The following is a 12628-nucleotide window of genomic DNA, read 5'->3' on the forward strand; positions in this document are numbered from 1 at the left end:
CTAAAACATGGCCAAAGAAATTCTTTGCGCATTTGGCGTAGACGTTGATGCCGTTGCTGGTTGGCTCGGTTCTTATGGCGGTGAAGACTCACCAGATGACATTTCACGTGGGTTGTTTGCGGGTGAAGTCGGTGTACCGCGCTTATTGAAAATGTTCAAAGAGAAGAACCTGAAGACAACCTGGTTTATTCCTGGCCATTCCATAGAGACCTTCCCGGAGCAGATGAAAGCCGTCGTCGATGCAGGCCACGAAGTCGGCGTTCATGGTTACAGCCACGAAAACCCAATTGCCATGACACCCGCGCAAGAAGAAGCCGTGCTGGATCGCAGTATTGAATTGGTGACAGAACTTGCCGGTAAACGCCCAACAGGTTATGTCGCCCCATGGTGGGAATTCAGTAATGTCACAAATGAGTTATTGCTGAAGAAAGGAATCAAGTATGACCACAGCCTGATGCACAACGATTTTCATCCCTACTATGTCCGGGTTGGCGATAGCTGGACGAAAATCGATTACAGCAAGCACCCTGAAACCTGGATGAAACCTTTGGTGCGGGGTGAAGAAACCTCACTGGTTGAGATCCCTGCCAACTGGTATCTCGACGATCTTCCCCCAATGATGTTTATCAAAAAGTCGCCGAACAGCCATGGTTTTGTTAACCCCCGTCACCTTGAGGAAATGTGGCGTGATCAGTTCGACTGGGTTTATCGCGAAAACGACCATGCCGTGTTCACGATGACCATCCACCCTGATGTTTCCGGCCGCCCTCAAGTTCTGCTGATGCTGGAGCGCCTGATTGAGTATATCCGCAGTCATGAAGGGGTACGTTTTGTGACCTTCGATGAAATTGCTGATGACTTCAAAGCGCGAAAACCGCGCTGACTATTGCGAAGTGCTGGCGTAATGGCAGGACAGGTAAATGTTCTGCCATCACACCAGGCAATGCAGTCTCTAACCCCTGACAGAGTGATAACGCTATGAGCATTTTTAAAAAAATCTCCGTAAATGGCTGGCAGCCACAGCAGTTAACCATCAGAGATGTCAAATTTGCCACCTGGATTGCTTTTTTCGCCTGGGTCTTTGCCGTCTACGATTTCATTCTTTTCGGTACATTATTGCCAGAAATTGGCGGCCACTTTGGCTGGAGTGAAATTGAACAGGCAGAAATTGCCACCTGGGTTGCTGTCGGTGGTGCCGTCATCGCACTGGCAATTGGACCACTGGTCGACCGCCTTGGCCGCCGTATGGGTATTATGGTTACTGTTGGCGGCGCCGCATTGTGCTCTTTACTGACTGCGGTGGGTGGAGCGTGGGGTAAAGGTGCCCTGACAGCGATCCGTTCAGTTGCAGGGCTTGGCTATGCAGAGCAGACCGTCAACGCAACTTATCTGTCTGAACTCTACACCGCGCTGGATGATCCCCGCCTGAATAAACGTAAAGGTTTCGTTTACAGCCTGGTACAAGGTGGCTGGCCTGTTGGCGCACTGGTGGCCTCCGCACTCACAGCAATTCTGATGCCCATTATCGGTTGGCAAGGCAGCTTTATTTTCGCCGCTATCCCTTCATTGGTTATCGCTGTCATGTCACTGAAACTGAAAGAGACCCCGCAGTTTCAGGTGCAGAAAAAAATTCAACAGTTACGCGAGCAAGGCAATGAGCAAGATGCGCGTCAGGTAGCGGCTGATTACCAGGTTGCATATGAAGAGCAGCATCGTAGTGGCATAAGCAGTGTGTTTCGTGGGCCTTCACTTCGAGCCACATTGGTGCTGGGCGGCGCAGTACTGATTAACTGGTTCGCAATCCAGATATTCAGTGTTCTGGGCACCACTGTAATAACCAAAACCCATGATGTGTCCTTTAGTAACTCGCTGCTGATTCTTATCCTCTCAAACCTGGTGGGTTACTGTGGTTATCTGGTGCATGGTTGGCTGGGAGACCGTATTGGCCGACGCAACACCATTGCTGCTGGCTGGATGATGGGTGGGATAGCGTTTGCTGGCATGCTCTACTGCCCCGATAACTTTGCCACCATTGTTGTGCTCTACAGTATTGGGTTGTTCTTCCTCATTGGCCCTTACGCTGCAGCACTGTTTTTTATCAGCGAAAGCTTCCCCACTGCCATACGGGCTACTGCCGGTGCACTGGTTGGAGCAATGGGCCCAGTGGGCGCTATTGTCGCAAGCCTTGGAACTACCAGCGTATTAAGTAACGGAGGCCACTGGCAAGATGCCGCGCTGTGGTTTGGCGCAGTACCGTGCTTTATCTCCGGCATCATTATTCTGTTTGCCCGCGCACAAGCCCATAACAGTGTTGCGGTGAACGCCATGCCAACCACTCAGCCACAGGCGTAAGGAAATCTAATGAAAGTATCAGTCTCTCAACCTGTTGCCGCCATTAGTGGTGCAGCCAGTGGTATTGGCCTGGCTCTGGCTACTTTGTATGCCAGGCGTGGAGTGCGTGTGATTGCGGGTTATTACCCGCAAGACCCTCACGACGTTGTTGCCGCGGCCGCACAGGTAGAAGCCGCTGGTGGAGACGCACTATGGTTACCTTTGGATGTCGCTTCAACGGATTCCGTCAACACGTTCATCTCCAGGGGTATAGCCCACTTTGGGCAACTTGATTATGTCATAGCAAATGCTGGCATTCTGCGGCGTTCCCCTATTGAAGAGATGAGTGATGAACGCTGGAACGACATGTTAAATGTCGATTTAACCGGTGTTATGCGCCTGTTTCGCACTGCAGTACCGCATTTGGGTGCCGATGCCAGCTTAGTTGCCATCTCATCCATCGCTGGGGGGGTTTATGGCTGGCAGGAGCATGCTCACTACGCGGCTGCCAAAGCGGCAGTGCCCGGAATCTGCCGTTCACTGGCAGTTGAGCTCGCACCCAAAGGCATGCGTTGCAATGCCATCATTCCAGGGTTGATTGAAACCCCACAATCACTGGATGAACAAAACTCTCTCGGCCCGGACGGCCTGGCCAAAGCGGCGAAAGGTATTCCATTACAACGCGTTGGGCGGCCTGAGGAAATCGCTAAAGTGATTGCTTTCCTGACCAGCACTGAAAGTAGCTACCTCACCGGGCAAAGCCTGATTGTTGATGGCGGTCTTACCGTCCGCTGGCCAGACTGAGGAGGAAAAATGCAATTACAAAATAAACGCTGCGTGATTACAGGTGCAGCCAGCGGCATTGGTGCCGCTATTGCTCAATTATTTGCGAGGGAAGGCGCGTTACTGGTACTAACTGACTGTAACGGCAGCAAACTCGACAACATGGTAACAGAATGCCAGCAATCCGGCGCACAGTGCTGTGGTGTGGTGGCTGATGTAGGTGAAGTCAGTGGCGCAACAGCTGCAGTAGACCATTGCCTGGCGTTATATGGCAGTATAGATGTGCTGGTTAATAACGCGGGAATGCTAACCCAAGCTCGTTGCACTGATCTCACACTGGACATGTGGGAAAAGATGATGGACGTGGACTTACGCAGCGTGTTTTTAGCAACACAGCGTGCACTGCCATCGATGCTGGCACAGCGCTCCGGGCGCATTATCAACATTGCTTCTCAGCTCGGGATCAAAGGCGGTGCGGAGTTGTGTCACTACTCTGCCGCCAAAGCTGGCGTCATCGGCTTTACCAAATCACTGGCACTTGAAGTATCGGCCAGTAATGTACTGGTGAACGCCATTGCTCCAGGACCAATTGAAACACCATTGATTGATGGCATTAATCACGCCTGGAAAGAAGCCAAGTCAGCGGAGTTGCCCCTGGGCCGTTTCGGCAAGGCCTTCGAAATAGCCCCCACTGCATTACTTCTCGCCAGCGAACCGGGGGGAAATTTATTTGTTGGCCAAACTCTCGGCCCTAATTCTGGCGATGTTATGCCCTAACGGAGAAGAACATGTGTGGCGTTTGTGGTCTGCTTGATAATGGCCCGCAGTGGAGCGATCCACTGCGCCAGGAATTACCACAGCGCCAGTTGCGATTGCAGCAACTGGCGCTGCTTAACCGTACGCTGAAACCCTGGCACTTAACACTGAGCGAATTTCATAATAGCTGGCTGCTTGCCAGCCCTACAGGCCAGCAAACACTGGTGCATTCTCTGGATATATTGTGGAAGGAAGCAGAAAAAATGATTCACCAGCCTGTCGACCCACTGAATGATAACTGGTTGGAAACGCTAAGAAAATAACCCAAGAAACCTGGGGGTTACACACATCACACCGCTTGCGATCCACAAATGTGCTAACTCTCCAGGCTAGTGCTCAATACGCTATCACTCAGAAGGCTTTTCAATGCAACATGAAGAAAAACTGCCACTACATATACTGAGCGGCTTCCTCGGTAGCGGGAAAACCACGCTATTGAAAAGTTGGCTTGCCCAACAAAACCTCAATGATATTGCATTGCTGGTTAACGAATTTGGAGAGGTTGGCATTGACCACCACCTGCTTAATGAAGTAGCCCCCGACACCATTCTTCTTCCCAGTGGATGTGCCTGTTGCCAAATTCGCGGTGAGTTAAAAACCGCCTTGCTCAACCTTTATGAGCGCCGAACCCGCGGCCTGCTGCCACCGTTCAGCCAGGTTATTCTGGAAACATCAGGCCTGGCCGACCCCGCTTCGATATTGTCCACTTTATTGCATGACAGCCAACTTCGTCACCATTTCACCCAGGGTACCATGGTCACGTTAGTCGATGCAGAACATGCCAGGCAGCAGGCAGATAACCAACCTGAGTGGCTGGCTCAGGTAAGCGCGGCTGATAAACTACTGATTAGCAAAAGTGACCGGGTGGAGCCTGCACAAGTTGATTCACTGCATCAGTGGTTACAGCAAATTAATTCGTTGGCAGAACTCAGTGACACTCGCCAGGCACTTGGCGCACCACAACAACTGTTTCAACAAAGCGTTGTTCGGGGTACACGTGAGCGGCGTTTTCGCTGGTTGGGGGCTTGTGCCAACGAAGACTTTACCCTAAATGCCACACACCACCATAACGCGCATCCGGTCACACAAACCTGTATTATCACACTTCAGGAATCATTGAACTGGCCCGCATTTGCGATTTGGTTATCTCTGCTCCTGCACAGCCATGGTGGTTCAGTATTACGTATGAAAGGTATTTTGCGTGTTAGCGGTAGTACCTCACCGATTGTTATTCATGGTGTACAGCATTCACTTCACCCGCCAGTGCATCTGGACGATTGGCCTGGGGAGTTAGAGAATTCAAAGCTCGTATTTATTTTGCGTGGTCTGGATGCAGATCTTTTACAGAAATCGTTTAACCGCTATATGCAGGCGTTACAGGAGACCTGAAGAATGAATTCTGCGGCAATGGTCAATGATCAACTCACATTACGCGTGTTGGGTACCTCTGTCACATTGCTGGAATTATTACGGGTACGTGCAGAACAGGATCTCGGGATAAAAATAGAGTACCTGTTACATAGTGTGGAAGATGCGCAGCGTATCGCCGTAATGCAACCTGAAAGTTACGATATTTATGACCAGTGGTTCCATAACATAGATTTTGTCTGGCCTGCCCGTGCCATCCAGCCTCTGGAAATCAAGCGGCTAAAATACTGGGATGAAGTCAATGAGCTGGCCAAGCAAGGTACATTGAGTCCGGATGGTAAAGTTGCCGATGGGAGCGTGCCTTCGCAGCGTCTTTACGTACAACGCGACCTTTCACTCAGTAGCCACCCCAGCAACCTGATAAGTATGTTGCCCCTGACCCATAATGCCGATAGTTTTGCCTATCACACAGACCTGCTCCCTGCCTCACTACGCGGTCAACAAGAAAGCTGGGGGTGGTTGTTCGATGATGCGCTAACAGGCCAGGTCGCACTACAGGAAGATGCGGCAATGGGTGGTATTGATGCTGCACTGGCAATGCAGGGTGCTGGGCTTGCAAGGTTTAACAATATTGGTAATTTATCACTCGATGAAATCGATGTACTGACCAATGCCCTGGCAAGGCTCAATCGCCATGGGCATTTTGCTGCATTCTGGTCCACTCAGGACCAGGCTTGTGAGTTAATCGATAACCACCAGGTTGAAGTACAAAGCTTGTGGGCTCCTATCTATTTCCGCCACCACTTCCATCAACGGGGTTACAAAATGGCACATCCCCGTGAAGGGTATCGGGCGTGGTATGGCGGCATGTCTCTCTCACGTTGCGCTACCGGGAAAATCAAAGATGCAGCCTATGAATACCTGAACTGGTGGCTGTCTGGCTGGCCGGGCGCGGTTATGGCTCGCCAGGGGTACTATATTTCGAATCCAGAGCGCAGCCGGGCATTCCTTTCATCAGCCGAGTGGGATTTTTGGTATGGCGGGAAACCCGCAACAGAAACACTGTTTGATGCACTTGGTGCCCCGTTAATTGCTAAAGGCGAAATACGGGATGGTGGCAGCTATGAACAACGCATGAGCCACATCGCCGTGTGGAACTCTGTTATGGATGAACACAATTATCTGACACGGCAATGGCAGGAAGCGCTAAAAATAAAATAAGTGGTAATGTGCCTGCTGTGAATATTGCCAGGCACTCTCCTTCGTTTGTACCGGCTAAAGGAATTGGTGGTTTTCATTTTGAACGGGAAGTAGCAGACCCGGAACACCAGTCTGCCCGGCTATTCTTTACGTTGTCACGGGGGCGATGGCGCGCCAGCCAGGAGGCTGACGCGAAATGATTACGCAACTGCGGGTTGCCCCGCCAGGAAGCCCTCGGCCAACTGAGTTACCCGCGCAATCGCCTGGTAAAGCGCCTGCGGTGTCACTTTCCCTGGCATATTTTGCATATCGGGCGCGATAACCGATTCCTGGACAATGGCATCCAGCTCTTCAGGATTAAGGTCGGCAATGTCAGCAAGGCGCAGTGGTACTGCACAGGCATGGGCCAGAGCAATGGCTTCCAGCATTTCTTCGTCACTGCGATTTTCCAGCGCCAGCAAGCACAGGTTGCCAAAACCCACTAATAAACCGTGGCCGAATTCACGTGTTTTATCGCAAACAGTAAAGCCTTCATAGATTGCGTGTGCGGCTGCAGCATGTGCGCCACTGCTCATCAGCGATGTCAGCCCGGCGAACATAAAAATGGCATCCAGCACTTGTTCCAGCGCAGGGTTGGATTGCCCGGCACGGGCAGCTTCACAGGCTTCACCACCAAAAGTGGCAATCAGGTCATAACAAATACGGCTGTTGGCGCTGGAAGCACAGGCAATTCCACTCAGTTGGGTATGCTGTTCGCCAATAGCGCGGAATTCATACCATTTTGCCAGAGTGTCTCCCAGGCCAGCCGCCAACCAGCGCAGCGGCGCGCGTGCCAATAATTCGCTATCGATAATTGCGGCATGGGGAGCCTGAGGCAACGGGTAGAGATCACGAAAATGCCCGTCATCATGGTAACGAATAGTTAAGGGAGTCACCGCTGCACAAGTAGCAGCAATGGTGGGAACAGTAATAACCGGCACATGTGCCGCAACGCCCACCGCCTTACAGGTATCCAGAGATTTTCCGCCGCCTACGCCAATAATGACATCAGCCCCCAGAGTTTCCACGCAACCCGCAAGGCGGGTGATGTTGCTTTCGCTGGACTGCCCACCAAACCACTCACAACCCACCAGAGTTACGCCACTTAAGCTCAGTTGTTCGCGAATGGTGGATTCGGTGGCCGCAAGGGCCTGATGCCCGCCAATCACTAATGCCCGCTCACCCGCCTTAGCACATATTTCGCCAAGCTGAGCAATCACTCCCGGCCCCCGCAGTATCTGTGCCGGAAAAATGATGTTTTGAGCGCTCATAGTACCTCTCCCTAATTTGTATGCTTGTGTATGACAATAAAAGTAATCGCTCACCGGCCCAAACGCACCAAACTGATGCACAAAATGCACTACTAACGAACAGTTCCCCAAACGGGCAACCATGCGTAGATACAGCGCAGGCAGGCAAGCAGCGAATCACTTCACAAGAAGGGTGACTGAGCAGGCGATAACCTTTAATACAAGCAAGGGTTGTGCCACAACTGGCACAACCCTTGTGAGAAAAAATAGAGCACGGTTATATTACCAGGCAACTATGCACCATCCCCCGACAACTATGCACCATACCCCGGCAACAATGCAGTGATAGCTTCCGGCCACTGTTCACGAGAAGCCCACAGGCGCATATTTTCGATATCTGGTGCCATCAGGCGGTCTTTTTCAAGGAAAGAGACGACTGCGCGAATAGATGCCAGTTCCGCCTCCAGGTAGCTGGCGCTTTGTAATGGGCGGTGGAACTCAATCCCTTGTGCGGCAGCCATAGCTTCAATGCCCACGACCACGCTGGTGTTAAAACACATATCCCGCAGGCGGCGGGCAGCGCCCGTTGCCATTGAAACGTGGTCTTCCTGGTTTGCCGAAGTGGGCAGGCTGTCCACACTGCCTGGGTGAGCCAGTGATTTATTTTCTGAAGCCAGTGCAGCCGCTGTCACCTGGGCAATCATAAAGCCGGAGTTAACCCCGCCATCTTTCACCAAAAATGGCGGCAGGCCAGACAAACCGCTGTCGAGCAACAATGCCATACGGCGTTCAGAAATCGCCCCAATTTCCGCAACCGCCAGCGCAATAATATCTGCAGCAAACGCAACCGGCTCTGCATGGAAGTTACCACCAGAAATAACATCGCCGTTATCCGCAAACACCAGCGGGTTATCAGATGCGGCATTGGCTTCAATGCGTAAAATGCGCGCAGCATGCGTCAGGTTGTCCAGGCATGCGCCCATCACCTGCGGAACACAACGAATAGAATACGGGTCCTGAACCCGGCCACAATGTGCATGAGAAGCCACAATTTCGCTGTCGGCCAGCACTTCACGCAACGCTGCCGCCACTGCAATTTGCCCGGCCTGGCCACGTGCTTCATGAATACGCGCATCCAGGGGTTTCACCGAGCCTTTAATCGCTTCCAGCGAGAGTGCGCCAGCCATCAACCCGGCAGCAAACACCCGCTCTGCTTCAAATAACCCGGAAAGTGCCAGTGAGGTGGAAACCTGAGTACCATTCAGTAATGCCAGGCCTTCTTTTGGCCCTAATTCGAAAGACTTCAGCCCGGCCAGCGCCAGACCGTCAACAGCCGGGATCTTTTCACCATTAACCCGTACCTGGCCTTCGCCAATCAGCATCAGAGATAAATGCGCCAGCGGTGCCAGGTCGCCAGAAGCGCCAACCGAGCCTTTTTCCGGAATGCAGGGCATAACACCGGTATTAAACAAGGCAACCAGTGCGTCGATAATCTCCGGGCGAATACCAGAATGGCCGCGCGAGAGGCTCAGAACCTTGGTTGCCATAACCAGCCGGACAACGTTATCCGGTAAATCACTGCCCACCCCAACACTGTGAGATAACACCAGGTTGCGTTGCAATTCAGCAAGGCGGTCAGCCGGAATCCGGGTTTGCGCCAGTTTGCCAAACCCGGTGTTAATGCCGTAAACCACCTCACCGGTATCAACAATATCCAGTACCCGTTGTTGTGCAGCCTCAATACTGGCACGGGCCTCTTCAGCCAACGCCAGCTGTACATTACCCTGGTAAATTTGGCGTAATTCCACCAGCCCAATATGGCCGGGATGAAGTTCACAACGGGTTAAGTGTGGGGTAGTTGCAGCCATAGTCTATTCCTGTATATACAAGTGTAGCGAAAAAAAATCTGTTAGTTAAAACGCCTTGCGAGCACCTGCTCTCATGGCTTCATATGGCACTGGCCGCAGCATCATAAAGGTGAGCCAGTGCAACTTAGTTAGTGTGCCAGCATGGTTTCTGCCCGGATTTCTTCAGTAACCCGAGCCTTAAGAGCCATAAACTCTGGCGATGTTTTCAGCCGGTAATCCCGTGGATGTGGGAAATCAACCGGTACTTCCGTCTTGATTCGGCCTGGGCGGGCACTGAAGATAGCTACTTTATTTGCCATAAAGATGGCTTCGTCAATATCGTGCGTCACAAAGAGTACTGTTTTGCGCGATGCCTCCCAAATTGATAACAACAGCTCTTGCATCATGACCCGTGTTTGGTTATCTAGCGCGCCGAAGGGTTCATCCATCAGTAGCACTTTCGGGTCGTTCGCCAGTGCGCGGGCAATCGCCGTGCGTTGTTGCATACCGCCGGAAAGCTGGCGCGGGAAGTGTTGCTCAAACCCACGTAACCCGACTTTATGAATGAAATAGTCACTGCGGGCTTTCTGTTCTGCTTTAGCGATTCCCCGCTCCTGCAAACCGAAGCGAATATTTTGTTCCACCGTCAGCCAGGGAAACAGTGTATAGCTTTGAAAGACCATACCCCGGTCTGCCCCTGGGCCTTCAACTCGCTCACCATCCAGCCACACTTCGCCGCTTGTGGGCGTATCCAGCCCGGCGACAATGCGCAGCAAAGTCGATTTACCACACCCGGACGGGCCAAGAATGGTAATAAAATCGTTTTCATTCACCTGGTAATCTACCGGCAACAGCGCCTGAGTTTGTTCCCCGTTAGGCCCCTGGAATACCCGCTCCACCTGGCGAATGCTGAGTTTGGGATAATGCATTACAGTGAACTCCACATAAACAGGCGGCGGTTAACCGCTTTAAACACCAGATCAGACAGCAAACCAATCACCCCGATAACAATAATCCCGAAGATCATTTGCCCGGTATTAAGCAATGCCTGGCTGTCTACAATCATGTGGCCTATCCCACTCGATGAACCAATCAATTCAGCTACGATGACATAGGTCCACGCCCAGCCAAGCACCAGGCGCAATAACTCGGCAATTTCGGGCGCGGCGCCCGGAATTATCACCCGGCGTACCACACTCTTATTCGTGGCCCCCAGGGTATACGCCGCTTCAACCAGGTCACGGCGGGCTGCACCTACAGTAACGGCCACCATCAGGGTTATCTGGAAAAATGACCCAATAAAAATGACCAATACTTTTTGTAACTCCCCAACCCCGGCCCACAGAATCAGCAGTGGAACAAAGGCCGATGCGGGCAGGTAACGGCAAAAGGAAATAAACGGTTCGAAGAACGCTTCAACCATCTTCCAGGAACCCATCATTATGCCCAGAGGAACACCCAGGGCTGCCGCCAGGATAAAGCCTGCCAATACCCGGAAAATAGTCATGCCTACATCACCGGCAAAACCATAATCCCGAAACAGGTAGAACCCTTCTTCCAGCATAGTGGCTGGGTTGGCAAGGAATGTCGGCGAAATCAGGCCAGTAAACGTCGCCAATGCCCACACGGCAAAAAAGAGAATAAAAAAGCAAATACCCAACAAGATACGGTGGCGAAGATTCACCGGGCGCAACGGCACCATTAATGGGTTATGCCACACCTTTTTACTGGCCGGCAACGGAGCCGGCTCAGCAAAATGCGATGTGCTATTAACGTTAGTTTCTGCGACCTGGCTTGCAGGACTTGTCATATCACGATCCTTCATTACTTGTTCACATACTGCGCATCGTACAGTGTGCTGATATCCGGCGTTTTACGCAGGATTTTCATTTCGGTCAGCAGGTGAGCGGCTTCATTACTGAAGGTGGTAATCTCGCCACTAAAGAATTTTTTATTTGCCGCACGGTCTTGCCAACGCAAGTAACTGGCTTCCTCGGCGAACTGTTTACCGGTTTCTTTTACTGCCGCACCCATAATTTCATTCGCTTTTTCCGGATCTTTTTTGATCATATCCAGCGCATCAAAATAGCTGTCTACCAGACCCTGAGCCGCTTTCGGGTTGTCTTTCAACCAATCTGGCGTACAACCTAACGTGTCCATCACAACCGGGTAATCAAGCGTAGTGGCAAGGATCTTGCCCTTTTCCGGGTTCTGGCGGATTGAGGATAAATAGGGCTCATAACTGACTGCGGCATCGTTCTGACCAGCAATAAAAGCACGAGCAGCTGCATCCGGGCCAAGTGTTGCCAGTTTGACATCTTTCATGCTCATGCCATTTTTATCGAGGATCCATGCCAGCAGGAAGTAAGACGATGTCCCTGGCGCATCCACACTGATGGTTTTGCCCTTAAGATCAGTGATTTTAGTGATACCGTTACGCACGGCGATACCGTCCGCCCCGTAGGATTTATCTAACTGGACAATTTGCTTAATCGGTACGCCGCTGGCGTTCCAGGTCAGGTAGGTTTCCACAGTGGTCGCAGCGCATTGCAGTGAACCGGAAGCAATAGCCAGATGGCGGGATTGCTGTGGCACCATTTTCAGTGTCACATCCAGGCCATGCTTTTTAAAAATGCCAGTTTTCTGTGCCAGAGTCAGTGGTGCAAACCCTGTCCAGCCAGAAATACCAATGACGACGGGCGTATCGGCAGCCTGTGCAAGACCACCAGTAACTGCACTGATTGCCAGTGCCACGCCACACACAGACAAGACGCGCTTCAATCTGTTTTTTGCATTTTTTTTGTTCATCGACCACTCCTGAAAAAGCAACCTGTTAATGGAAAGTGATAACCCCAAATGCTGTGCTGAACGCCCAATACTACTACCTGGAAATGCGATAAAGGCGGACGCGTATAGTCTTGTCTATACAAGCAACAGTCACAAAGTTGCAATGCCTGTGCCAGCTTTATTTAAACCCGGAACAGTGGGGATAAC

At 51.7% G+C, this 12628-nt stretch carries 13 protein-coding genes; 8 read left to right on the top strand and 5 right to left on the bottom strand.

Annotated elements, in window-relative coordinates; genetic code table 11:
* Positions 1-7 precede the first annotated feature (7 nt).
* From LC084_RS10225 to LC084_RS10260, 8 genes are all read left to right on the top strand, one after another.
* The gene (locus tag LC084_RS10225; RefSeq protein ID WP_226571026.1) at positions 8-883 is read left to right on the top strand and encodes a polysaccharide deacetylase family protein; all 876 of its coding nucleotides are present in this window, start codon (positions 8-10) and stop codon (positions 881-883) included.
* Positions 884-978: 95 nt separating this feature from the next.
* Complete coding sequence (locus LC084_RS10230; protein WP_226571027.1) at positions 979-2352, top strand: MFS transporter; 1374 nt, start codon at positions 979-981, stop codon at positions 2350-2352.
* Between the two features lie 9 nt (positions 2353-2361).
* Positions 2362-3135, top strand: coding sequence for an SDR family NAD(P)-dependent oxidoreductase (locus tag LC084_RS10235; RefSeq protein ID WP_226571028.1), 774 nt, complete (start codon positions 2362-2364; stop codon positions 3133-3135).
* 9 nt (positions 3136-3144) lie between these two features.
* Complete coding sequence (locus LC084_RS10240; protein WP_226571029.1) at positions 3145-3891, top strand: SDR family NAD(P)-dependent oxidoreductase; 747 nt, start codon at positions 3145-3147, stop codon at positions 3889-3891.
* Between the two features lie 11 nt (positions 3892-3902).
* Complete coding sequence (locus tag LC084_RS10245) at positions 3903-4193, top strand: hypothetical protein (protein WP_226571030.1); 291 nt, start codon at positions 3903-3905, stop codon at positions 4191-4193.
* 103 nt (positions 4194-4296) lie between these two features.
* Positions 4297-5319 carry a CobW family GTP-binding protein gene (locus tag LC084_RS10250; RefSeq protein ID WP_226571031.1) on the top strand — a complete coding sequence of 341 codons (1023 nt, stop codon included), beginning with the start codon at positions 4297-4299 and terminating at the stop codon, positions 5317-5319.
* Between the two features lie 3 nt (positions 5320-5322).
* Complete coding sequence (locus LC084_RS10255; RefSeq protein ID WP_226571032.1) at positions 5323-6519, top strand: ABC transporter substrate-binding protein; 1197 nt, start codon at positions 5323-5325, stop codon at positions 6517-6519.
* Positions 6520-6536: 17 nt separating this feature from the next.
* Complete coding sequence (locus tag LC084_RS10260; RefSeq protein WP_226571033.1) at positions 6537-6698, top strand: hypothetical protein; 162 nt, start codon at positions 6537-6539, stop codon at positions 6696-6698.
* On the opposite strand, the gene LC084_RS10265 is transcribed toward LC084_RS10260, so the two are convergent.
* From LC084_RS10265 to LC084_RS10285, 5 genes are all read right to left on the bottom strand, one after another.
* On the bottom strand, positions 6699-7808 hold the full coding sequence (locus LC084_RS10265) for an iron-containing alcohol dehydrogenase family protein (RefSeq protein ID WP_226571034.1): 1110 nt from the start codon (positions 7806-7808) through the stop codon (positions 6699-6701). It lies immediately after the preceding gene.
* A 293-nt stretch (positions 7809-8101) separates the two neighbouring features.
* Entirely contained in the window at positions 8102-9655 is a 1554-nt protein-coding gene (gene hutH, locus LC084_RS10270; RefSeq protein WP_226571035.1) for a histidine ammonia-lyase, read from the bottom strand.
* Positions 9656-9783: 128 nt separating this feature from the next.
* Positions 9784-10563: an ABC transporter ATP-binding protein gene (locus tag LC084_RS10275; RefSeq protein WP_226571036.1), complete on the bottom strand. Its 780-nt coding sequence runs from the start codon at positions 10561-10563 to the stop codon at positions 9784-9786.
* Positions 10563-11444: an ABC transporter permease gene (locus LC084_RS10280; protein ID WP_226571037.1), complete on the bottom strand. Its 882-nt coding sequence runs from the start codon at positions 11442-11444 to the stop codon at positions 10563-10565. The genes LC084_RS10275 and LC084_RS10280 overlap by 1 nt, the downstream gene beginning before the upstream one ends.
* Positions 11445-11458: 14 nt before the next feature.
* Complete coding sequence (locus LC084_RS10285) at positions 11459-12442, bottom strand: ABC transporter substrate-binding protein (protein WP_226571038.1); 984 nt, start codon at positions 12440-12442, stop codon at positions 11459-11461.
* Positions 12443-12628: the final 186 nt, after the last annotated feature.

The organism is Mangrovibacter yixingensis (assembly GCF_020523985.1).
Classification (GTDB): domain Bacteria; phylum Pseudomonadota; class Gammaproteobacteria; order Enterobacterales; family Enterobacteriaceae; genus Mangrovibacter; species Mangrovibacter yixingensis.

Bases quoted from the DNA above. Each gene is read 5' to 3' on its own strand.
- LC084_RS10255 (WP_226571032.1), top strand. From the start codon at position 5,323: ATGAATTCTGCGGCAATGGTCAATGATCAACTCACATTACGCGTGTTG.
- LC084_RS10245 (WP_226571030.1), top strand. From the start codon at position 3,903: ATGTGTGGCGTTTGTGGTCTGCTTGATAATGGCCCGCAGTGGAGCGAT.
- LC084_RS10285 (WP_226571038.1), bottom strand. From the start codon at position 12,442: ATGAACAAAAAAAATGCAAAAAACAGATTGAAGCGCGTCTTGTCTGTG.
- LC084_RS10265 (WP_226571034.1), bottom strand. From the start codon at position 7,808: ATGAGCGCTCAAAACATCATTTTTCCGGCACAGATACTGCGGGGGCCG.
- LC084_RS10275 (WP_226571036.1), bottom strand. From the start codon at position 10,563: ATGCATTATCCCAAACTCAGCATTCGCCAGGTGGAGCGGGTATTCCAG.
- LC084_RS10225 (WP_226571026.1), top strand. From the start codon at position 8: ATGGCCAAAGAAATTCTTTGCGCATTTGGCGTAGACGTTGATGCCGTT.
- LC084_RS10250 (WP_226571031.1), top strand. From the start codon at position 4,297: ATGCAACATGAAGAAAAACTGCCACTACATATACTGAGCGGCTTCCTC.
- LC084_RS10240 (WP_226571029.1), top strand. From the start codon at position 3,145: ATGCAATTACAAAATAAACGCTGCGTGATTACAGGTGCAGCCAGCGGC.
- hutH (WP_226571035.1), bottom strand. From the start codon at position 9,655: ATGGCTGCAACTACCCCACACTTAACCCGTTGTGAACTTCATCCCGGC.
- LC084_RS10235 (WP_226571028.1), top strand. From the start codon at position 2,362: ATGAAAGTATCAGTCTCTCAACCTGTTGCCGCCATTAGTGGTGCAGCC.
- LC084_RS10280 (WP_226571037.1), bottom strand. From the start codon at position 11,444: ATGACAAGTCCTGCAAGCCAGGTCGCAGAAACTAACGTTAATAGCACA.
- LC084_RS10230 (WP_226571027.1), top strand. From the start codon at position 979: ATGAGCATTTTTAAAAAAATCTCCGTAAATGGCTGGCAGCCACAGCAG.